The 22,606-nt window shown below is 63.5% G+C and carries 16 protein-coding genes; 8 read left to right on the top strand and 8 right to left on the bottom strand.

The window, feature by feature from the left end; genetic code table 11:
* The first annotated feature begins 22 nt into the window (after positions 1 to 22).
* Positions 23 to 1,099, top strand: coding sequence for an autotransporter outer membrane beta-barrel domain-containing protein (locus WM94_RS10445; RefSeq protein ID WP_013973333.1), 1,077 nt, complete (start codon positions 23 to 25; stop codon positions 1,097 to 1,099).
* Positions 1,100 to 1,215: 116 nt separating this feature from the next.
* On the opposite strand, the gene glgB is transcribed toward WM94_RS10445, so the two are convergent.
* From glgB to WM94_RS10430, 3 genes are all read right to left on the bottom strand, one after another.
* On the bottom strand, positions 1,216 to 3,426 hold the full coding sequence (gene glgB / locus WM94_RS10440) for a 1,4-alpha-glucan branching protein GlgB (RefSeq protein WP_061551132.1): 2,211 nt from the start codon (positions 3,424 to 3,426) through the stop codon (positions 1,216 to 1,218).
* Positions 3,427 to 6,744: a maltose alpha-D-glucosyltransferase gene (treS, locus tag WM94_RS10435; RefSeq protein WP_061551131.1), complete on the bottom strand. Its 3,318-nt coding sequence runs from the start codon at positions 6,742 to 6,744 to the stop codon at positions 3,427 to 3,429.
* Positions 6,745 to 6,916: 172 nt separating this feature from the next.
* On the bottom strand, positions 6,917 to 8,935 hold the full coding sequence (locus tag WM94_RS10430; RefSeq protein ID WP_061551130.1) for an alpha-1,4-glucan--maltose-1-phosphate maltosyltransferase: 2,019 nt from the start codon (positions 8,933 to 8,935) through the stop codon (positions 6,917 to 6,919).
* A gap of 140 nt (positions 8,936 to 9,075) precedes the next feature.
* Between WM94_RS10430 and WM94_RS30425 the strand changes: the two genes are divergently transcribed.
* On the top strand, positions 9,076 to 9,237 hold the full coding sequence (locus WM94_RS30425; RefSeq protein ID WP_015271006.1) for a hypothetical protein: 162 nt from the start codon (positions 9,076 to 9,078) through the stop codon (positions 9,235 to 9,237).
* A 340-nt stretch (positions 9,238 to 9,577) separates the two neighbouring features.
* Here the strand turns inward: WM94_RS30425 and WM94_RS10425 are convergent, their stop codons facing one another.
* On the bottom strand, positions 9,578 to 11,260 hold the full coding sequence (locus WM94_RS10425; RefSeq protein WP_061551129.1) for an AMP-binding protein: 1,683 nt from the start codon (positions 11,258 to 11,260) through the stop codon (positions 9,578 to 9,580).
* Between the two features lie 323 nt (positions 11,261 to 11,583).
* On the opposite strand from WM94_RS10425, the gene WM94_RS10420 reads away from it, so the two are divergent.
* From WM94_RS10420 to WM94_RS10405, 4 genes are read left to right on the top strand one after another with little or no spacing between them, the layout of a single operon-like run.
* A complete protein-coding gene (locus WM94_RS10420) occupies positions 11,584 to 12,747 on the top strand; it encodes an isovaleryl-CoA dehydrogenase (protein WP_013973339.1) in 1,164 nt (387 codons plus the stop codon).
* A 19-nt stretch (positions 12,748 to 12,766) separates the two neighbouring features.
* Positions 12,767 to 14,374, top strand: a complete 1,608-nt coding sequence (locus WM94_RS10415) for a carboxyl transferase domain-containing protein (RefSeq protein WP_046615628.1) — start codon at positions 12,767 to 12,769, stop codon at positions 14,372 to 14,374.
* A gap of 3 nt (positions 14,375 to 14,377) precedes the next feature.
* On the top strand, positions 14,378 to 15,193 hold the full coding sequence (locus tag WM94_RS10410; RefSeq protein ID WP_039613144.1) for a gamma-carboxygeranoyl-CoA hydratase: 816 nt from the start codon (positions 14,378 to 14,380) through the stop codon (positions 15,191 to 15,193).
* Positions 15,190 to 17,142: an acetyl/propionyl/methylcrotonyl-CoA carboxylase subunit alpha gene (locus tag WM94_RS10405; protein WP_061551128.1), complete on the top strand. Its 1,953-nt coding sequence runs from the start codon at positions 15,190 to 15,192 to the stop codon at positions 17,140 to 17,142. Before WM94_RS10410 ends, WM94_RS10405 begins: the two co-directional genes overlap by 4 nt.
* A 168-nt stretch (positions 17,143 to 17,310) precedes the next feature.
* On the opposite strand, the gene WM94_RS10400 is transcribed toward WM94_RS10405, so the two are convergent.
* Both WM94_RS10400 and WM94_RS10395 read right to left on the bottom strand, forming a co-directional pair.
* Positions 17,311 to 17,976, bottom strand: a complete 666-nt coding sequence (locus tag WM94_RS10400; RefSeq protein WP_371264022.1) for a LexA family transcriptional regulator — start codon at positions 17,974 to 17,976, stop codon at positions 17,311 to 17,313.
* 102 nt (positions 17,977 to 18,078) lie between these two features.
* The gene (locus tag WM94_RS10395; protein ID WP_061551126.1) at positions 18,079 to 18,732 is read right to left on the bottom strand and encodes a LexA family transcriptional regulator; all 654 of its coding nucleotides are present in this window, start codon (positions 18,730 to 18,732) and stop codon (positions 18,079 to 18,081) included.
* 130 nt (positions 18,733 to 18,862) lie between these two features.
* Between WM94_RS10395 and WM94_RS10390 the strand changes: the two genes are divergently transcribed.
* Together WM94_RS10390 and WM94_RS10385 are read left to right on the top strand one after the other, a co-directional pair.
* A complete protein-coding gene (locus WM94_RS10390) occupies positions 18,863 to 19,174 on the top strand; it encodes a DUF6124 family protein (RefSeq protein WP_025339827.1) in 312 nt (103 codons plus the stop codon).
* Positions 19,175 to 19,611: 437 nt separating this feature from the next.
* Positions 19,612 to 20,127: a DUF4880 domain-containing protein gene (locus tag WM94_RS10385; RefSeq protein WP_003258382.1), complete on the top strand. Its 516-nt coding sequence runs from the start codon at positions 19,612 to 19,614 to the stop codon at positions 20,125 to 20,127.
* Positions 20,128 to 20,180: 53 nt separating this feature from the next.
* Here WM94_RS10385 and WM94_RS10380 read toward each other — a convergent pair whose 3' ends face one another.
* Together WM94_RS10380 and WM94_RS10375 are read right to left on the bottom strand one after the other, a co-directional pair.
* The gene (locus tag WM94_RS10380) at positions 20,181 to 21,371 is read right to left on the bottom strand and encodes a Bcr/CflA family efflux MFS transporter (RefSeq protein WP_061551125.1); all 1,191 of its coding nucleotides are present in this window, start codon (positions 21,369 to 21,371) and stop codon (positions 20,181 to 20,183) included.
* Positions 21,372 to 21,610: 239 nt separating this feature from the next.
* Positions 21,611 to 22,531: a LysR substrate-binding domain-containing protein gene (locus WM94_RS10375; protein ID WP_061551124.1), complete on the bottom strand. Its 921-nt coding sequence runs from the start codon at positions 22,529 to 22,531 to the stop codon at positions 21,611 to 21,613.
* Positions 22,532 to 22,606: the final 75 nt, after the last annotated feature.

The following is a 22,606-nucleotide window of genomic DNA, read 5'->3' as shown; positions in this document are numbered from 1 at the left end:
ACAAAAACAAAGGAGATCCGCCATGAAAAGCACCTCGAACCCCTTGCGCTTCGAAAGCATTTTCTACGCGGTTTCCACGTCGCTGCTTCTGGCAACCCCGGTGGAAACTATCGCGTATGAACTGCAGGACGACCCGACCTCGCCCGGCTTCCTGCACCAACCGGCAGTACCACAGCTTACGCTCGACCCGGTCAGCGCCAGTGGCTTGAGTATCGGTACCTTGAACGCGTTCTCGCAAAAGATGAGCGAACGCCATGGGCAGCCTGCACCGGACCTGGTCGCCAGCCAGTGGGCGCAGTTCTTCCCCACCACCGCGCGCAGTGGCGCGCAGCCTCCAGACCAGCTGGAGGCCCCCAGCCAGCAACTGATGATCGGCCCGGACCTGTTCGTGCGTGAAACTGCAGCGGGCAATGTGCACCGCGCGGGGATCTTCGTGGGGCAAAACAACCTGCAGACCAACTTCAACGGCATGCGCCAGCTGTTGGGCGACAAGCAACGCAACGCCGTGAACCTCAGCGGCGAAAGCCTGGGGGTGTACTGGAGCATGACCCATGAACAGGGCTGGCACCTGGATGCCGTGGCCATGGGTTCACGCATCGACGTCAACGGTCGAGGCGAAAACGGCCAGCGACTGGACGACAGCGGCCACGCGATGACCTTCTCGCTGGAAGGCGGCATCCCCATCGGCCTGGGTGGCGGCTGGGTGATCGAGCCACAGGCACAGTTGATCAACCAGCAGTTCTTCCCCGGCAGCCGGGCGCAGGAAGAGACCTTGCAGGCCTTCGACAGCCAGCCGAGCTGGAGCGGTCGGGTCGGCGCCAGGCTGTCCGGGCGTTATGAAGTACGCGGCATGCCGATCGAACCCTATGTGCGGACCAACGTGTGGTATGACTTCAGCAATGCCGATGAGGTGAAGCTGGACCAGGTCGACAAGATCTCCAGCTCGCGCTACTCGACCACGGTGGAACTGGGGTTGGGGCTGGTGGCGCGGGTGACACCCACGGTGGCGCTGTTTGTCAGTGCCGATTACAGCAGTGACGTCGACGACAATGATCTGAATGGGTTGATTGGCAGCCTTGGGGTGCGGATGCGGTGGTAGGCAGGTTCGGCCCTTTCGCGGGAAACCCGCTCCCACAAGGACCGCACAGGGTCTGAAGCTTGTGCAATACCTGTGGGAGCGGGTTTACCCGCGAAGAGGCCAGTACTGGCAAAACATCAGGCTGGTTTCATTATCAGAACACCCAGCGGCGGCAGGTTCAGGGCCAGCGACTGCGGCTGCCCATGGCTGGCTATCTCGTCACTTTGCACGACCCCCAGGTTGCCGACATTGGACCCGGCATACAGCTCCGCATCACTGTTCAACAGCTCCTGCCAGCGTTCGCCAAACGGCACGCCAATGCGATACCCCTCGCGCGGCACCGGGGTGAAGTTGGCCACCACCAGCACCGGCTCGCCACTGCTGCTCCAGCGCAACCAGGCATACACGCTGTTCTGCGCATCGTCACCAATCAGCCACTGGAACCCCTGCGGCTGGCAATCCTGCTCATGCAACGCCGGCACCTCGCGGTACAGGCGGTTGAGGTCGCCTACCAGGCGCTGTACACCCTGGTGCTCAGGGTACTGCAGCAGGTACCAGTCCAGCTCGCTATCGTGGTCCCACTCACGCCACTGGCCGAACTCGCAGCCCATGAACAGCAGCTTCTTGCCCGGATGCGCCCACATGAAGGTGAGGTAGGCACGCAGGTTGGCGAACTTCTGCCAGCGGTCGCCGGGCATCTTGTCGATCAGCGAATGCTTGCCGTGCACCACTTCGTCGTGGGAGATGGGCAGGATGAAGTGCTCGGAATAGGCATAGATCAGCCCGAAGCTCATCTCGTTGTGATGATAAGTGCGGTGCACCGGGTCGTTCTGAATGTAATGCAAGGTGTCGTGCATCCAGCCCATGTTCCACTTGTAGGCAAAGCCCAGGCCACCCTGCTGGGTCGGCTGGCTGACGCCGGGCCAGGCGGTGGACTCCTCGGCGATGATCAGCGCGCCCGGGGCCTCGTGGGCCGCCACGCCGTTGAGGTGGCGGATGAAGTCGATGGCCTCCAGGTTCTCGCGCCCGCCGTGGCGGTTGGGCACCCATTCGCCGGCCTTGCGCGAGTAGTCGCGGTACAGCATCGAAGCCACCGCATCGACGCGCAGGCCATCGATGTGGAAGTGCTTCAGCCAGTGCAGCGCCGAAGCCATCATGAAGCCGCGCACTTCGTTGCGGCCAAGGTTGTAGATCAGCGTGTTCCAGTCCTGGTGGTAGCCCTCCAGAGGGTTGTCGTATTCGTACAGGGCGGTGCCGTCGAAACGCGCCAGGCCGTGTTCGTCGGTGGGGAAATGCGCCGGTACCCAGTCCAGCAGTACACCAATGCCCCCTTGGTGGCAGGCGTCGATGAACGCGGCGAAGTCCTCGGCGCTGCCGTAGCGCGAGGTGGGGGCGAACAGCGACAGCGGCTGGTAGCCCCAGGAGCCGCCGAACGGGTGCTCCATGATCGGCAGCAGTTCGATGTGGGTGAAGCCCAGTTCCTGAACGTACGGCACCAGGCGCTCGGCCAGCTCGCGCCAGTTGTAATAGCGCCCGACCTCGCCCGCCTCATCCAGCTCGCAGCGCCACGACCCCGGGTGCAGTTCGTAGATCGACAGCGGCGCGCTGTAGGCATGGCGTTGCGCGCGTTGCGCCATCCAGTCGTGGTCTTGCCAGTCGTGGCTGAGCGCCCCTGCCACCTTGGATGCGGTGCTCGGCGGCAGTTCGGTGGCGCGCGCCAGCGGGTCGGCCTTCAGGGGCAGTATGCCGTCCTTGCCCAGCACCTCGAACTTGTAGGTTTCGCCCACGCCCAGGCGCGGCACGAACAGCTCCCACACCCCGGCGCTGTGGCGCAGGCGCATGGGGTGGCGGCGGCCATCCCAGTTGTTGAAGTCACCCACCACCGACACCCGCCGGGCGTTCGGTGCCCACACCGAGAAACACACGCCATCGACGCCATCGACCTGGATGGGTTGGGCGCCGAAGCGCCCGGACAGGTCGCGGTGGTTGCCTTCGGCGAACAGGTACAGGTCCATGTCGCCCAGTTGCGGGCCGAAGCTGTAGGGGTCTTCGGTAATCTGCTCGCCACCGGCCCAACCGATCTGCAGCAGGTACGGGTGTGCCTCATCGAGGTGCGCGGTGAACAACCCTGGCAGGCTGCCCTGCTCCATTTCGGCGAGGATGCGCCCGTCATGCCGGGCCAGGATGCGCACATTCAGGGCGTTGGGCAGGAAGGCGCGGACCACCTGCCCGCCGGCGCCGTCGCCATGGGGGCCGAGTACCGCAAATGGATCGGCGTGCTCGGCGCGGGCCAGGGCGTCGAGGTCCCGTTGCCGAAGGCCGCCGTTTTCACGCGTGGTTGCATTCATCTATGACTCTCCCCAGGTACTGATCAGTCCATGCAGGCCATGCAAAGGCACGGCCAGCCAGCTCGGACGGTTCTCGGCTTCGTATGTGATTTCGTAGGCGGCTTTTTCCAGGCAGAACAGCTCCAGTGCAGCACGCTCGCCCTCGGCCTGTTGCCAGGCGTGAGGCATGGCCGCGGTGGCCAGGCCATAGGCTTCGACAAAGGCATGCCGCGACTGGTGCAGGTACTGCCTGGCAACCCGTTGCCGGGCTTGGCGCGCCGGGTCGGAAAGGTCGACCGCAGACGCGCTGCGCAAGATCATGGCAGCAGCATAGTCGAAGGATCGCAGCACGCCGCTGACATCTTTGTACGGGCTGTGTTTTGCCCGACGCTCTTGCAGCGGCCGGGCCGGTTCACCTTCGAAATCGATGATGTAGGCGTCGCCCTGCACCACCAGCACCTGGCCCAGGTGCAGGTCGCCGTGCACGCGCATCAGCAGGCCGCCCTGGGCCTGGCGGGTCAGGTTGGCGATGTGCTGGGCCAGGCCGTCGCGCTGTTGCTGCAAATCGTCGACCAGCGCCTGGCTTTCGCTGTCTAGGCTGTCGCGGTGCTGGGCCAGCAGGTCGAGGGCATGGGTGAGTTCGGCGCTGATCTGCGCACTCCAGCGTTCGCTGTCGTCGGCATCGCTTGGGCGCGGCTGGAAGGCTTCGTCATTGGTCGGTGCGGCCAGCAGCAGGTGCATCTCGCCCAGGCGCTGGCCGAGCAAGGCGGCAAAGCCGGTGAGTTCGGCCAGTGCATCGGTGTGCGCATCGGCGTCGAGGCTGGAGGGCTCCATCTGGTCGCGGATGGCCCGTTCCAGTGTGTTCTGAGTCCAGGCCCAGGCGTCACCCTGGTTGCTCAGGTAGCCCTGGGCGATCATCAGCAGGTGTGGCGCGCCCTGCTCGTCCACCCGGCTGACCCAGGCCAGCAGCGGCGAAATGTTGGCAAAGCCTGCGGCGGTCAGGTAGGCACTCATTTCCAGCTCGGGGTGCACGCCCGGGTTGACCCGGCGAATCAGCTTGAGCACCACCTGGTCGCCAATCACCACCGAGCTGTTGGACTGCTCGGCGCTGAGGTAGCGCACGCTGCTTTCGTCGTTCAACGCCAGGCTCGCCAACTGCTGCGTGCTTTCGAAACGCAGCTCGCCCTCGCCGTTGCCACAAGGCAGATGCATGCCGCCCTCACAGGCACGCAGCACCGCGCGGATGAATGGCTCGAGGACGAAGGCATCGGTGATCAGGCCAACCTGATGGGCACGGCGCACCCGCGCCAGGGCCAGCTGCTGCGGCAACGCGGTACTGATCTGCTCTTCGGGCAGCAGGCCGAACGGCAGCTGGTAGCGGGTAGCCACACCCTCGCTGAGCACTTCGATTTCACCGAGCAGCACCGGTGTGGTGGCGGTGCCGAAACGCACGCCGTAGCACAGGCGCACCTGGTCGATCGGCCCTTCCTTGCCGGCGAACCAGCGCCGCTTGGGCAGGTACTGCGGCAGGATGGCGCTTTGCAGGGTATCGCTGGAGGGGGCCTCCAGCAGTTCTTCCATGCGCTTTCGCAATACCAGTGTGGTCAATTCGGGTAACCCCTCGGTGGCCTGGATGTGCCAGCTGGGCATGCGGTCGTGGCTGGCCAGCAGGAACCAGTAGAAGGCGTAGGGTGGCAATGTCAGCAGGAACGGCAGTTGCCCGATTGGCGGGAAGGCACTGCCGCCGAGCATCTCCACCGGTACTTTGTCGGCGTATTGTGACAATTCCAGTTCAGCTGCCTGGGCGGCGCGGGAAACGTTGGCCACGCACAGGATGACTTCAGTGTTGCCATCGGCGTCGGTGTACTCGCGCAAGTAGGCGAGGATGCGCCGGTTGTTCGGCGTGAGGGTGCGCAGGCTGCCGCGGCCGAAGGCCTTCTGCTGCTTGCGCACCGCCAGCATGCGCCGGGTCCAGTTCAGCAGCGAATGCGGGTCGTTGGCCTGGGCTTCGACGTTGACGGTCTGGTAACCATACAGCGGGTCCATGATCGGCGGCAGTACCAGGCGCTGCGGGTCTGCACGGGAGAAACCGCCGTTGCGGTCCGGCGACCATTGCATGGGCGTGCGCACGCCGTCGCGGTCGCCCAGGTAGATGTTGTCGCCCATGCCCAGTTCGTCGCCGTAATACAGGGTGGGCGTGCCGGGCATCGACAGCAGCAGGCTGGTGAGCAGTTCGATGCGCCGGCGGTCGCGCTGCAGCAGCGGCGCGAGGCGGCGGCGGATGCCCAGGTTGATGCGGGCGCGGCGGTCTTCGGCGTAGTAGTTCCACAAGTAGTCGCGCTCGCGGTCGGTAACCATTTCCAGGGTCAGCTCATCGTGGTTGCGCAGGAAAATCGCCCATTGGCAGTTGGCGGGGATTTCCGGAGTCTGGCGCAGGATGTCGGTGATCGGGAAACGGTCTTCCATGGCCAGGGCCATGTACATGCGCGGCATCAACGGGAAGTGGAAGGCCATGTGGCATTCGTCGCCCTCGCCTTCGCCAAAGTACGGGCGGGTGTCCTCGGGCCATTGGTTGGCCTCGGCCAGCAGCATGCGGTCGGGGTAGTTGGCGTCGATTTCGGCGCGGATCGCCTTGAGCACGTCGTGGGTTTCGGCAAGGTTCTCGTTGTTGGTGCCGTCGCGCTCGATCAGGTAAGGGATGGCGTCCAGGCGCAGGCCATCGACACCCAGGTCCAGCCAGAAGCGCATCACCCCGATCACAGCCTTGAGCACTTGCGGGTTGTCGAAGTTGAGGTCGGGCTGGTGCGAGTAGAAGCGGTGCCAGAAGTACTGGCCGGCGACCGGGTCCCAGGTCCAGTTGGACTTCTCGGTGTCGAGGAAGATGATGCGCGTGCCGTCGTACTTCTGGTCATCATCCGACCACACGTAGAAGTCCCGTGCCTTGCTGCCGCGCTTGGCATGGCGGGCGCGCTGGAACCAGGGGTGCTGGTCGCTGGTGTGGTTGATGACTAGCTCGGTGATTACCCGCAGGCCGCGTTTGTGCGCCTCGGCGATGAAGCGGCGGGCATCGGCCAGGTTGCCGTAGTCGGGGTGAACGGCCTTGTATTCGGCGATGTCGTAGCCGTCGTCGCGGCGTGGCGAGGGATAGAACGGTAGCAGCCACAGGGTGTTGACGCCCAGCTCGGCGATGTAGTCGAGCTTGCTGATCAGGCCGGCGAAATCGCCGATGCCGTCGTTGTTCGAATCGAAGAACGACTTGATGTGCAGCTGGTAGATGACGGCGTCCTTGTACCACAGCGGGTCGTCGATGAAGGCTGCCGGGCGGGAACGCTTGGCCATGTGCGACTCCTTTCAATTTCTGGTTGCTCTGGCCCTGATGCACAAGCAACTGACTTGACACGATCCCTGTGGGAGCGGGTTTACCCGCGAACACTGGCGAAGCCGGTGCCATGCTCCGCGGCGCCTGCTTCGCGGGTAAACCCGCTCCCACAGGGGATGGCGTATCCCGTCGCTAACGGGCCTTTTCGATGCGCCAGATACCGAAAGGCAGATGCCAGGGTTCGATGCGCATCCATTGGGTCTTGCCGTACCACGACCAGCGATGGCCGTTCATCAAGTCCTCACCATGGGTTTCGGCGTTGTCATCCAGCCCCAGCTCCCAAAGCGGCAGCTCGAAATGCGCCTCCTGGGCGTTGTGCGGGTCGAGGCTGATTGCCACCAGGATGTAGTTGTCGCGCTCGGGCGTGCGCTTGGCGAAGTACAGGATGTTGTCGTTCCAGCAGTTGAAGAACGCCACGCCCAGGTGGGTCTGCAAGGCGCGGTTCTGCCGGCGGATGCGGTTGAGCTGGGCGATCTCGGCAATGATGTTGCCGGGTTGGCTGAAATCGCGTGGGCGGATTTCGTACTTCTCCGAATCCAGGTACTCCTCCTTGCCCGGCAGCGGTGTGCCTTCGCACAGTTCGAAGCCCGAATACATGCCCCACAGCCCCGACCCCATGGTGGCCAGTGCAGCGCGTATGAGGAAGCCGGCACGGCCGGAGCTATGCAGGAAGTACGGGTTGATGTCGGGCGTGTTGACGAAGAAGTTGGGCCGGTAGCACTGGCTCCATGGCGGCTGGTTGAGCTGCTCGAAGTATTCGCGCAGTTCCTGTTTGTGATTGCGCCAGGTGAAGTAGGTATAGCTCTGCGCGTACCCGACCTTGCCCAGGCGGGCCATCATCGCCGGTTTGGTGAAGGCTTCGGCGAGGAAGATGACCTCCGGGTGCCGGCTGCGCACATTGGCGATCAGCCATTGCCAGAATGGCAGTGGTTTGGTGTGCGGGTTGTCGACGCGGAAGGTCTTCACACCCTCCTCGACCCAGCCGACCACTACATCACGCAAAGCCAGCCACAGCGAGGGCACGGCCTCGGGCGCGTAGAAATCGACGTTGACGATGTCCTGGTATTTCTTCGGCGGGTTCTCGGCATAGCGGATAGTGCCATCCGGTCGCCAGCTGAACCAGCCGGGGTGCTCCTTGAGCCAGGGGTGGTCCTGGGAGCACTGGATCGCGAAGTCGAGGGCGATTTCCAGGCCATGCTCGGCCGCTGCGGCCACCAGGCGACGGAAGTCGTCGCGGCTGCCCAGTTGTGGGTGAATCGCCTCGTGACCACCTTCTGCGCTGCCGATGGCATACGGGCTGCCCGGGTCGCCGGGCTCCGCGGTGAGGGCGTTGTTGCGGCCCTTGCGGTGCTGCATGCCGATGGGATGGATCGGCGGAAAATACAGTACGTCGAAGCCCATGTCGCGGATCATCGGCAGGCGCTCGTGCACATCGTTGAACGTGCCGTGGCGCTCGGGGCTGTCGGTGACCGAACGCGGGAACAGCTCGTACCAGCTGGCGAACTGCGCGGCCGGGCGGTCGACATCGACGGGGAATTCGCGGCTGCGGGCCAGGTAGCTGCGGTGCTCGGCGTCGCTCATCAGGCGGGCGGTAGCGGGGTCGAGAAACAGTGCCACCTGGTCGTCGGCATTCAGCGTGGGCAGGCGCTGCTGCAACGCCTGGAGCTCCTCGCGCAGGGCACCGTTGCACAGCTCGATGCCCTTGCCCAGCATCAATCGGCCTTCCTCCAGCTCCAACCGGACCTCGACACCGGCGTGGTACTTCTTCTCCAGGTCGTGGCAGTAGGTAGCGAACGGGTCGATCCAGGCCTCGATGCTGAACAGGTGCGGGCCCAGTTCGGTGGGGGTGAACTCGGCCAGCCACAGGTCGTTGCCCGGCGATTGCATGGGTACGCAATGCCAGCGCCGGCTGTGGGCCTGGCGCCAGTTGAGCATCACGGCCAGGCGGTCGTGGCCGTCGCTGTAGACCTTGCTGCTGACCGCCACCGGCTGGCCACTGATGGCCTTGGCGGCGAAGGTGCCGGCCTCGAGCACGGGTTGGGTGTCTTCGATCACGATGCGCGGCGCCAGCAGCGCCTGGGACAGGCTGATGGCCTGGTCCGGGTGATCGTTGGCCATGGGCACGCTTTCGAAGGGCTCGTTTCGTGACATCGGACCTTGCTCCCTCAGGCTGGTGGCGGTAAGGGTTCAGAGCCGGGCACAGGCGTGGGGTTCAAAAAAATTGAGCGAACGGCAGCTGCGAGGGGTCGAAGCCTGCAGCACCTCTTCATTTACCCAAGCGAGGTCAGGCCATGAACATTCCCATTCCACCGGAGACTCCCGATCCCAACATCGACGACCCGAGCCTGCCGCCGCCCGTGCCGGAGGAAGAGCCGGACGAGCTGCCGATCAAACCGACCGTGCCGCCGACAGTGGGCGACCCGCCGAGCCAGGAACCACCGGTGAAGGCTTAAGGGTAGACCAGGATCTACGCAGGCAGGACCGGCCCTTTCGCGGGTGAACCCGCTCTCATAGAACAACACATGACTCATTGGTTCGGCGAGGTCCTGTAGGAGCAGCCTTGTGCTGCGAAGAGGCCGGGGCTGACAAAGCCTGTCTGTTGGCTGTACCGGCCTCTTCGCAGCACAAGGCTGCTCCTACAAAGGACGCATCAGACGAGCGATATTGGTTCTCTGCGCGAAAGCGCAGCCCAAAGGACTGGGCAATCTCCCACAGGGACCGCGCCGATTTCGAACGCGGCGCTGTACCTGCAGGAGCGGGTTTACCCGCGAAAGGGCCGGCAGCATCAATACATCAACCAGCAGTTAAAGCCGATATCTCCGCCACACTGATCTCCCGCATGCGGAACTTCTGCACCTTGCCGGTCACCGTCATCGGATACTCGTCGACAAAGCGGATATGCCGCGGCACCTTGAAGTGTGCAATGCGCGCCTTGCACCAGCCCTGTAACTCTTCGACCGTGGCACTGTGCCCCGGGTGCAGCTTGATCCAGGCGACGATCTCCTCGCCATACCGGTTGCACGGGATGCCGATCACCTGCGCATCGGCCACCGCCGGGTGGGTGTAGAAGAACTCTTCCAGTTCACGCGGGTAGATGTTCTCGCCGCCGCGAATGATCATGTCCTTGTTGCGCCCCACAATGCGCACGTAGCCGTGCTCGTCCATCACCGCCAGGTCGCCAGAATGCATCCAGCCGGCCGGGTCGATGGCATCTGCCGTGGCCTGGGGGTTGTCCCAGTAGCCGAGCATCACGCTGTAGCCGCGGGTGCACAGCTCGCCGATCTCGCCGCGCGGGACGATGCAGCCGTCGGCGTCCACCAGCTTGTTCTCCAGCTGCGGCTGGGTGCGGCCGACGGTGGTCACGCGCAGCTCCAGGTCGTCGTCCGGGCCGGTCTGCAGCGACACCGGGCTGGTCTCGGTCATGCCGTAGGCGATCTGCACTTCAGCCATGTGCATCTGGTCGATGACCCGGCGCATCACCTCGATCGGGCAGGTGGCGCCGGCCATGATGCCGCTGCGCAGGGTCGACAGGTCCATTTGCCCGCGCGCGGGGTGGTCGAGCATGGCGATGAACATGGTCGGCACGCCATAGAGGATGCTGGCGCACTCTTCGGCCACGGCGCGCAGGGTGAGCTCGGCGTCGAAGGCGTCGTTGGGGTAGATCATGGTGCTGCCATGGGTGATGCAGCCGAGGTTGGCCATGACCATGCCGAAGCAGTGGTACAGCGGTACCGGGATCACCATGCGGTCGCGTGCGGTCAGGCCCAGGCTTTCGCCGACCATGAAGCCGTTGTTGAGGATGTTGTAGTGGCTGAGCGTGGCGCCCTTCGGTGCGCCGGTGGTGCCGGAGGTGTACTGGATGTTCACCGGCTGGTCGAACTGCAGGCTTTGCTGGCGCGCCGCATAGGCCTCGGTCGAGGTCTGCCCTGCCCGCTCGGCCAGCGCTTGCCAAGGCAGGAAGCCTGCCGGCGGGTTGGCGGCCAGGCTGACCACACCGCGCAGGTCGGGCAGGCGTTCACTGGCCATTTCACCGGGGGCGGCGCTGGCCAGCTCCGGCACCAGTTCCTGGACCATGGCGTGGTAGTCGGACGTCTTGAAGGCATCGGCACACACCAGCCAGCGGCAACCGGACTGACGCAGCACGTATTCCAGCTCGCCCACGCGGTAGGCCGGGTTGATGTTGACCAGAATCGCGCCGACCTTGGCGCTGGCCAGCTGCAGGATGCACCACTGGGCGCAGTTGGGCGACCAGATGCCGACCCGATCGCCGGTGTTCACGCCCAGGGCCATCAGGGCACGAGCATGCACCTCGACCTGCTCGGCCAACTGCCGCCAGCTGTAGCGCAGGCCCTGATGGCGCGACACCAGGGCCTCGCCGTCGGCACAATGGGCCACGGTGGCGTCGAAGGCCTGGCCGATGGTCTGGGTCAGCAAGGCTTGGTCCTGGCGACCGCGGGTATAGCTTGGTTGACTCATGGGTGTCCCTTCTTGTGGTTGTTCTGGGCACGACTGAAGCAAGCGGGAATACTCTGGCGCAGATTTACGTTTACGTAAAGGTGATGAGTCGATTGACAGTGAGCGCATGCAGGTTTACGTTAACGTAAAGGTGATGAACGACACCGCCCCTCAGGCATGACGCCGAACCCTGTGGGAGCGGGCGTGCCCGCGAATGCGATCACTCAGGCAATGACGGTGGTCCTGCTGACGCATTCGCGGGCACGCCCGCTCCCACAGGGTCCGGCGCCAGATCCTTGAGCCAGGGTGTTTCCCATATTTCAAGAACAACAAGGTGCCCCAGCATGCATTACCCCACCCTGAACTTCGCCCTGGGCGAAACCATCGACATGCTCCGCGACCAGGTGCGCACCTTCGTCGCCGCCGAACTGGCCCCACGCGCCGCGCAAATCGACCACGACAACCTGTTCCCTGCCGACATGTGGCGCAAGTTCGGCGACATGGGCCTGCTGGGCATCACCGTGCCGGAAGAATACGGCGGTGCCGGCCTGGGCTACCTGGCCCACGTGGTTTCGATGGAAGAAATCAGCCGTGGCTCGGCGTCGGTGGCACTGTCCTACGGTGCCCACTCCAACCTCTGCGTCAACCAGATCAACCGCAACGGCAGCCACGAGCAGAAGCTCAAGTACCTGCCCAAGCTGATCAGCGGCGAGCACATCGGCGCCCTGGCCATGAGCGAGCCCAACGCCGGTTCCGACGTGGTTTCGATGAAGCTGCGCGCGGAAAAGCGCGGCGACCACTACGTGCTCAACGGCAGCAAGACCTGGATCACCAACGGCCCGGACGCCAACACCTACGTGATCTATGCCAAGACCGACCTGGAAAAGGGCGCGCACGGCATTACCGCGTTCATCGTCGAGCGTGACTGGAAAGGCTTCAGCCGCAGCAACAAGTTCGACAAGCTGGGCATGCGTGGCTCCAACACCTGCGAGCTGTTCTTCGACGGCGTCGAAGTGCCGGAAGAAAACATCCTCGGCCAGCTAAACGGTGGCGTGCGCGTGCTGATGAGCGGCCTGGACTACGAGCGCGTGGTGCTGTCCGGCGGCCCGACCGGCATCATGCAGAGCTGCATGGACCTGGTAGTGCCCTACATTCACGACCGCAAGCAGTTCGGCCAGAGCATCGGCGAGTTTCAGCTGATCCAGGGCAAGATCGCCGACATGTACACCCAGCTCAACGCCAGCCGCGCCTACCTGTATGCCGTGGCCCAGGCCTGCGACCGTGGCGAAACCACCCGCAAGGACGCCGCCGGGGTGATCCTGTACACCGCCGAGCGCGCCACGCAAATGGCCCTGGAGGCGATCCAGATTCTCGGCGGCAACGGCTATATCAACGAATTCCCGGCAGGCCGCCTGCTGCGCGACGCCAAGCTGTACGAGATCGGTGCCGGCACCAGCGAAATCCGCCGGATGCTGATCGGCCGCGAACTGTTCAACGAAACCCGCTGAGCACAAGGGACGGGCGCACATGGCTACCTTGCACACCCAGATCAACCCGCGTTCGGCAGAGTTCGCCAGCAACAGCGCGGCCATGCTCGAACAGGTCCAGGCCCTGCGCGGCCTGCTCGCCCAGGTGGCCCAGGGCGGTGGGCCCAAGGCTCAGGAGCGGCACACTTCGCGTGGCAAGCTGTTGCCACGCGAGCGTATCGACCGCCTGCTGGACCCGGGCTCGCCGTTCCTCGAAATCGGCCAACTGGCTGCCCATGAGGTGTATGGCGAAGACGTGCCCGCTGCGGGCGTGATCGCCGGCATCGGCCGCGTCGAAGGCGTGGAATGCATGATCGTGGCCAACGACGCCACGGTCAAAGGCGGTTCCTACTACCCGCTGACGGTGAAGAAGCACCTGCGTGCGCAGACCATCGCCCTGCAGAACCGCCTGCCGTGCATCTACCTGGTGGACTCCGGCGGCGCCAACCTGCCACGCCAGGACGAAGTGTTTCCCGACCGCGAGCACTTTGGGCGGATCTTCTTCAACCAGGCCAACATGAGCGCACTGGGCATTCCGCAGATCGCCGTGGTGATGGGTTCGTGCACCGCCGGCGGTGCCTACGTGCCCGCGATGGCCGACGAAGCGATCATGGTGCGCCAGCAGGCGACCATCTTCCTCGCCGGCCCGCCACTGGTGAAAGCAGCCACCGGTGAAGTGGTGAGCGCCGAAGACCTCGGCGGCGCCGATGTGCACTGCCGTACCAGCGGCGTGGCCGACCACTATGCCGACAACGACGAACATGCCCTGGCCCTGGCCCGACGCAGCGTGGCCAACCTCAACTGGCACAAGCTGGGCAAGCTGCAGCGCCTGGCCCCGGTGGCACCGCTGTACGCCGCCGATGAGCTGTATGGCGTGGTGCCGGCCGATGCCAAGCAACCGTTCGACGTGCGCGAGGTTATCGCGCGTCTGGTCGACGGCTCGGTGTTCGACGAGTTCAAGGCGCTGTTCGGTACCACCCTGGTGTGCGGCTTCGCCCACCTGCACGGCTACCCGGTGGCGATCCTCGCCAACAACGGCATCCTGTTCGCCGAAGCGGCGCAAAAAGGCGCGCACTTCATCGAACTGGCCTGCCAGCGCGGCATCCCGCTGCTGTTCCTGCAGAACATCACCGGCTTCATGGTCGGCAAGAAGTACGAAGAAGGCGGCATCGCCAAGCACGGCGCCAAGCTGGTCACTGCCGTGGCCTGCGCCCAGGTGCCGAAGTTCACGGTGATCATTGGCGGCAGCTTTGGCGCCGGCAACTACGGCATGTGCGGCCGTGCCTACGACCCGCGCTTCCTGTGGATGTGGCCCAATGCGCGGATCGGCGTTATGGGGGCCGAACAGGCCGCCGGCGTGCTGGCCCAGGTCAAGCGCGAACAGAGCGAGCGCAGTGGCCACCCGTTCAGCGCCGAAGACGAAGCCCGGCTCAAACAGCCGATCCTTGACCAGTACGAGCACCAGGGCCACCCCTACTACTCCAGCGCCCGCCTGTGGGACGACGGTGTCATCGACCCGGCACAGACCCGCGACGTGCTCGGCCTGGCGTTGTCCGCCGCGCTGAACGCACCGATCGAACAGAGCCGCTTCGGCATTTTCCGGATGTGACCCATGAGCGATTTCAGCACCCTCGAAGTGATCCGCGACCCGCGCGGCTTCGCCACCCTGTGGCTGAGCCGCGAGGACAAGAACAACGCCTTCAACGCCTTGATGATCCGCGAGCTGATCGTCGCCCTCGACCAGTTGGCCGAGGACGCCAGCCTGCGCTTCGTGCTGCTGCGCGGCCGCGGCCGGCACTTCAGCGCCGGCGCCGATCTGGCCTGGATGCAGCAGTCGGCGCAGCTGGACTTCAACACCAACCTGGATGATGCCCGCGAGCTGGGCGAGCTGATGTATGCCCTGCACCGCCTCAAGGCGCCGACCCTGGCCGTGGTGCAAGGCGCGGCCTTTGGCGGCGCGCTGGGCCTGATCAGTTGCTGCGACATGGCCATCGGTGCCGAAGACGCTCAGCTGTGCCTGTCGGAAGTGCGCATCGGCCTGGCCCCGGCAGTGATCAGCCCGTTCGTGGTCAAGGCCATCGGCGAGCGTGCCGCGCGCCGCTATGCCCTTACCGCCGAGCGTTTCAGCGGCGTGCGGGCCCGCGAGCTGGGCCTGCTGGCCGAGGTCTACCCGGCCAGCGAACTGGACGCCCAGGTCGAAGCCTGGGTGAGCAACCTGCTGCAGAACAGCCCGCAAGCGCTGCGCGCCACCAAGGACCTGCTGCGTGAAGTGGACGACGGTGAACTCAGCCCGGCCTTGCGCCGCTACTGCGAAAACACCATCGCCCGCATCCGCGTCAGCGCCGAAGGCCAGGAGGGCCTGCGCGCCTTCCTGGAAAAACGCCGCCCCGCCTGGCAAACCGACGACAAGAAGGAGCCGCGCCCATGAGCCGCCCCGCTTTGACCACCCTGCTGGTCGCCAACCGCGGCGAAATCGCCTGCCGGGTGATGCGCACCGCCAAGGCCATGGGCCTGACCACCGTGGCCGTGCACAGCGCCACCGACCGTGATGCCCGGCACTGCCGCGAAGCCGATATCCGCGTCGACCTCGGCGGCACCAAGGCTGCCGAAAGCTACCTGCTGGTCGACAAGCTGCTGGCCGCAGCCAAGGCCAGCGGCGCCCAGGCCATCCACCCGGGCTATGGCTTCCTGTCCGAGAACGCAGGCTTCGCCCGTGCCATCGAAGAGGCCGGGTTGATCTTCCTCGGCCCACCGGCCAGCTCCATCGACGCCATGGGCAGCAAGTCGGCGGCCAAGGCACTGATGGAAGCCGCTGGCGTGCCACTGGTGCCGGGCTACCATGGCGAAGCCCAGGACCTGGACACCTTCCGCGCCGCAGCCGAACGCATCGGCTACCCGGTGCTGCTCAAGGCCAGCGCCGGCGGCGGTGGCAAGGGCATGAAAGTGGTCGAGGAAGAAAGCCAGCTGGCCGACGCCCTGGCCTCGGCCCAGCGTGAGGCGCAGTCGTCGTTCGGCGATGCGCGCATGCTGGTGGAAAAATACGTGCTCAAGCCGCGCCATGTGGAAATCCAGGTATTCGCCGACCAGCACGGCAACTGCCTGTACCTCAACGAGCGTGACTGCTCGATACAGCGCCGTCACCAGAAGGTGGTGGAAGAAGCCCCAGCGCCAGGCCTGTCAGCGGAATTGCGCCGGGCCATGGGTGAGGCGGCAGTACGCGCGGCCCAGGCCATCGGCTACGTGGGTGCCGGCACCGTGGAGTTCCTGCTAGATGCCCGTGGCGAGTTCTTCTTCATGGAGATGAACACCCGCCTGCAGGTGGAGCACCCGGTCACCGAGGCAATTACCGGGCTCGACCTGGTGGCCTGGCAGATTCGCGTGGCCTGCGGCGAGGCCCTGCCGATCACCCAGGAACAGGTGCCGCTGATCGGCCATGCCATCGAAGTGCGCCTGTATGCCGAGGACCCGGCCAACGAATTCCTGCCCGCGACCGGCAAGCTGGCGCTGTACCGCGAGTCGGTAGCCGGCGAAGGGCGACGGGTGGACAGCGGGGTCAGCGAAGGTGATGTGGTGTCGCCGTTCTACGACCCGATGCTGGGCAAGCTGATCGCCTGGGGCGAAGACCGCGAGCAGGCGCGCCTGCGCTTGCTGGCCATGCTCGACGAGTTTGCCATTGGCGGGTTGAAGACCAACATCGCCTTCCTGCGGCGCATTCTCGCCCACCCGGCGTTTGCTGCAGCGGAGTTGGATACTGGCTTCATTCCGCGCCACCAGGAGGTTTTGCTGCCCGCCCCTCAAGCACTGCCGGCAGGCTTCTGGGAAGCCGCGGCCGAGGCCTGGTTGCAGGGCCAGGCCGCACACCAGCGGGAGGACGACCGCAGTTCGCCGTGGGCCGAACGCAACGGCCTGCGCCTGGGCCTGCCGGCGCGCAGCAGCCTGCACCTGGCGAGTGGCGGGCAGGACCAGGCAGTTGCCTTGGAGCGCAGCGCAGCGTCTACCTGGCAACTGGTGGGCGAGCAGTTGGTGCATGACCAGGCGGGTGTGCGACGCCAGCATCTGGCGATCCGCCGCGGTGGCACGTTGTACTTGCAGTGGGATGGCGAGATGCATGCCATCGAAGCCTTCGACCCGATTGCCGAGGCCGAGGCCAGCCACAGCCACCAGGGCGGCCTGGGCGCGCCCATGAACGGCAGCATCGTGCGGGTGCTGGTGGAGCCTGGGCAGGTGGTGGAAGCAGGTACGGCGCTGGTAGTGCTGGAGGCCATGAAGATGGAGCACAGCATTCGCGCGCCGCATGGCGGCACAGTGAAGGCGTTGTTCTGCCAGGAAGGGGATATGGTCAGCGAAGGGACGGTGCTGGTCGAACTGGCGGAATAATGTAACCATCGCTGACAGCCGTGCCGCAGCCCTGTAGGAGCAGCCTTGTGCTGCGAAAGGGTCGGCATGACTGAAGAGGTTGTGTGTCAGTAATGGCGTCTTCGCAGCACAAGGCTGCTCCTACAGGATTGTGCGTTACCTGTAGGAGCGGCCTTGTGTCGCTGCAATCTAGAAGGAGCCATGCACTCGCACGACCACACCCAGAAACTCGCAGCCTTCCTCACACAACAGCGCCGGGTAGTTGCTGTTGAGTGCCTTCAGGTACCGTTGCCCACCTTCCTCCGCCAACTCTCGGAAGATCGCCGGTTTGCCCGGCTGACGAGCGATAACCAGACGCCCTGGCTCGGCATCTACCCCAGGATCCACCAACATCCGCATGCCCTGCGGCACACTGCGGCCACTGGCGGCACTCATCGCATCATTCTCGACAGTCAGCCAGAACGCCTTGCCTTGGGCCAGGTAGTCCGTCTGCTCGAACACACCTGGCTCCGCCCCCTCTGCGATACCTAACTCATCCCAGCCCAGCACCGGGTAGCGGAAGCACACGATGTATTGCATGAGGTCCAGGTCATCATCGGAGTCATCGACCTCGTAAATGCTCCGCTTCCCGTCAACCTGCCCCTGAATGCGCAGCTGCAAGCTGACGAGATAGTGCGGCATGCCAATTTCGATGAGGGTGCGATTCATCGACTCGATCTTCGGCTGCCGCCGCTTGTTCACCCAATGCCCCACGCTGCCTTGAGACACGCCAACGCGCTCGGCAAGCTGCTCTTGAGTGAGCCCTAGCTCCTCCATCCGGTCACGGACCAGGGCAATCCATCTATCCATATTCATCGCTGCCATCAGCCTCCTGCAAAGGCGCGCATCTCGATCTCGCTGCGGCCGCTGTAGGGGCGGCCTTGTGTCGCGACAGGGCTACACAGCAGCCCCGGCAAGCTAGAAGACCCCGTGCCCCCGCACGACCACACCCAGAAATTCGCAGCCCTCTTCACACAGAACTGTCGGATAGCGGGTATTCAGCGGTTTGAGCATCCTGTCTCCGCCCTCCTCGACCAACTGCCGCAACACTGCCGGCCGCCCGGGCTGCCGCGCAATCACCAACCGGCCTGGCTCTGCCGGCAGGCCAGTATCCACCAGCACACGCATACCCTCAGGTATGCTCCTGCCACTGGCGGCATTCATCGAGTCGTTTTCCACCACCAGCCAGAACGCATTGCCGGCGGGCATGTAGTCAGTCTGTTCGTGGGCCTTGCTTGTTTCTGGCAAGGGCCCCTGCAAGTCAGCCCAACTCAGCACCGGGAAGCGAAAGCTCGCGTAAAGCAGAGCTTGTGCCGAAACCGGCTGCTCGGCCGCATAGTGACCAGGCGATTCGCGCACGATATCGCGCTCCACCACCATGACTTGGGCTTCCAGAAACACCAGCCCAAGCTTTTCGAGCTTTTCGTTGATGGTTTCCAGCGTCGGCCGCCGCGTGCCACGCAGCCAATGCCCCACGCCCCCCTGAGTCATGCCCAGGCGCTCGGCCAGCTTGAGCTGGCTGAGATTGTGTTCGCGCTTGTAGCGCTTGAGAAATGCGTTCCAGTTTTCCATGAGCGGCAACAATACGGACTGTATTAACCGCAGCAATACACAATCTGAATTATTTATTTTTAGATAGATAGTACAGACTGACCTATCCTCTGATTCCTGTGTGTTTGAAGGGAAATCAGAAGGTATCGCGATGAAACCACCGAAAAACGACGAAACAGATCTCGACAGCGAAGCCGCCCGCCGCGCCCTCGACTACTACCTCAACCCCAACCCGCCGCGTCCCACCCTGGACAACAGGATCTGGACCCTGCACGAGGGTGTAACCGGCGACCAGGCCCAGGAACACGCTATCGCCCTGCTGCGCTGCGCCGCCGCCACCGCGCAGGAAACCGCCACCCACCAGCACGGCAGCCAGCGCGAACTGACCTTTGCCCTGATGCATATGATGGACATGGCGCGCGCACTGCTCGAGCACAAACGCACCGTGGAATCGGGTTTGTAAGCAAGAAAGAAGGGAGAGAACGTGATGGCCGGGTAACGGCGAAGGCCCCGATTGCCGGGACAAGGAAGCGCACCGGTAAAACTTTTTTACCGGATTAGCGAAAATTCATTTGACTGGCAAATGATAACGATTATTATTGCACTCAGCTGATCGCGAGATCTGCTGGATAACCTGGAGCTTAGGTCGCTCTCAGATTATCTCCTCATCAGGCTAATCACGGTTTTTGACCCAGCTTTTTGCTGGGTCTTTTTTTTTGGCTCTTCAGGCTAATGAAGATCGTGATGGCGCGCATGATAGCAAAGGTGTTTCAGGGCGTGAACGCTCATTACAAAACTTTGCGGAATCAGCACTTGAGAATCAATCTCGTTTCACATACGCTGATCACGCATCACGGAAGATGCCCCCATCCCTTTCCTCCACAGAGCAAGGAGCTGTCCATGACCCGTCTGCTGCTGCCCCTTGAGCACCCAAACCCCGCTGCCGAACATCATGCCGACGACGCCCTGCTGCACGCCCTGAAACACCTGCCACGGCGTGTCCAACAAGTATTCCTGCTCAACCGCCTCGACCAACTGGACTTCTCCAGCATCGCCGCCCGCCTCGACCTGCCATTGGCGAGCATCGAGCGGCACATGGACCAGGCACTGCAGGCCGGTCGCTCGCGCCGGGATGTGCTGGCGAGTGTTGCCGGGCAATGGTATGTGCGCTTGCAGAGCCCACAGGTGACGGCGTGCGAGCGGATCGATTTTCGCCGTTGGCTGGATGCGGACATGGCGAACTTGCAGGCGTTTCATGACACGGAAATGCACTGGCGCAGCCTGTTGGCACCGGCACGGCAGCTGGGCCAGGATGGTTGGTACCGGCAGGGTCGGGCGGCACTGTCGTTGGGCGGCTGTTCGGTTGCGGTCGGGCTTGGCGTGGCGGCGTTGGTGCTGTTTGGTTTCTGGGCCTGATCAACACCTGCGCTACACCGTTATCGTTTTCACCGCGGATGGCTCGGTCGTTATCAAGTTCGAGTGCTGGTCAGCGTTTCCGTCAGGCATGCAAGCAGTAGCCATCCGCAAAAACTGACACCCAGGAACAGAAGCCCCAGGCTCATCGGCAGCTCGCTTTCGACGCCAGCAACAAGACTGCCGGCCAAACCACCACCTGCGAACAACAATGTCGTATTCAGCGACGCTGCCGCACCGGCTTGCTGCGGGTAACGCGTCAAGGCTTGGGTCGTCGCAGCAGGACGCACCAGCGTTGTCCCCGTCGTGCAGATGATCATCGGCAGCATAAGACTCGCCACCGTCAACCCTGCAACCTGCTCCCAGATCAACAGTGTGATGCCCCCGGCAGCTATGAGCAGGAATCCCGTCTTGATCTGAACCTGCGGGCTTACGCGGTTGTTCAAATAGGTCGCGGCTACTCCGCCAGCGATATACGCAAGCCCATAGGCGATAAATACCACCGAGAATTGATATGGCGTCAGCCCCAGGCTGTCCATCAACGCCAATGGCGCGACAACGATGAAGGAAAAATGGCAGGCAAACGCGAGGCTGGACAACAGGGAGTGCGCAAGATAGGTCGTATCACGCAGCATGATCCAATAGCTGTGCATGCCCGACGTACGGCTTCGCGATGCAGGCGTGTCCTGCAGCAATGCATATGACAGGCATGAAACGATCACGGCTATGAAAGCGAATACCGTAAAACTGCCCTTCCAGCCAAAGGATTGTTGGAGAAAAGCGCCTGCGACCGGTGACAACGAAATGAACAGCCCACTTGCGCTGGTCAGCAGGATACGCATGGCATTGCGTTGTCTACCGCTGTACAGATCCTGCACGAGCGCCTGGCCCAGCACGAAACTCCCGCAACCCAGGGCCTGCAGCAAACGGAACGCCATGAACGTCTCATAGCGGGTTGAAAGTACACAACCCACTGCCCCTGCAATGGACACTCCCAACCCAGCGAGCAACAACCGCTTGCGCCCCATGCCATCCGACAATGGCCCGATCACGATTTGCGCCAAGGCGACACCAAACGCAAAGAAGCTCACCGAGTAGGCTATCTGCTTTGGCTCGACGTGAAACTCGTCTGCGAGCGCCGGGAATGATGGCAGGATCACATCCAGAGGGAATACGCCCAATAGACACAACAGAATCACCAAGGCCGAGCGCAGAAAGCTAGTGAACGAACCCAAGGGCTGATGCACGCTACCAACCCCGCCTTCTTGTATTGCCGGAAGTAGTCACTGGAATCTCCATGGAAGCGCCGAGCCCTGATGGTAGCGACACCCTGAAGATGTACAACCCGAACCGGGCAGCGAAACTTCCGATAGGGTTGTAGGGCTTTTCCCTTGTTGCTTATTACCGTTGAGTTCTGGTGCTATCCAGCCTTCTGCTGACTTGATAGCCGGCCCCTAGCGCAGTTCATCTGTTGTGCAAACGGCTCTCAGTAATTGAAGTCATGACCGAGCTGGCCCTGAACCCATTCAAGGAACTGGCGAACCCTGGGAGCTTCAGCATGGCCTCGAGGAAAAACCAGGTGGTGGGCACTGACGGGCGTCGCCAGGTCTTCTGTAAATACCGGTACCAACTCGCCTCGGGCAATGTAGTCCTGCGCCAGCAGGGAACTCTCCAAGGCCACCCCATACCCGTGGCTGGCGGCCTCCAGGCTCATGTAGGAGCGATCGAAGCTCAGGGCGTAGGGGGTTTGAGGCAACGTCACACCTTGCTGGGCGAACCATTGGGGCCACTGCACCAATGCGGCTTCCGACAGGATCAGGTTCTGCCCCAGCAGATCGCCCGGCTGCCTGATAGGCGTACGCTCGAGAAGCTGTGGCGAGGCCAGCACAGTTGCACGTTCATGCCGGATGGTACGCACTTCCAGGCTGGGCCAGTTGGGATAGCCATGACGGATATCCAGATCGATCTGATGGCGGCCGAAGTGCAGCGACTCGTAGGAGCACGACAGGTTGATCTGGATCTGCGGATGACTGTTACGAAAATGGTCCAGGCGCGGCAGCAACCAGAGCAGGCCAAAGCTGGGCGCGGAATGAAGCCGCAAGCAATCGAAGCCCACCGAGTTGCCGGCGCGCTCGGTGGCCGTAGCCAGGCTTTGCAATATGCCTGACACCTCGCGCAGGTACTGCTCTCCGGCCGGGGTCAATGCAACACCGCGCGCTTCGCGAATGAACAACGGACGACCGATCAAGGCTTCCAGATTGGCGATCTGGTGGCTCACCGCAGAGGGTGTGAGGTTCAACTGCTCTGCGGCCCGTGCAACGTTGGCGAAGCGAGCGACTTGCTCGAAGGCCTGAATTGCTTTCAGGGAAGGGATCTGAGGCGATTTTCTGAGGATGTCCAGGCTCATGACCATTTCCTGAAGGATTCGAAGCGACACCAAGGCTTTTACCTTCCTGTAAGCCCAAGGCACAAGTCGAGGGCT

This window comes from Pseudomonas sp. ABFPK (genome assembly GCF_001586765.1).
Lineage (GTDB): Bacteria > Pseudomonadota > Gammaproteobacteria > Pseudomonadales > Pseudomonadaceae > Aquipseudomonas > Aquipseudomonas asiatica.
The sequence above is the reverse complement of the archived record's forward strand: the minus strand, read 5'-3'. Positions and strand labels throughout refer to the sequence as shown.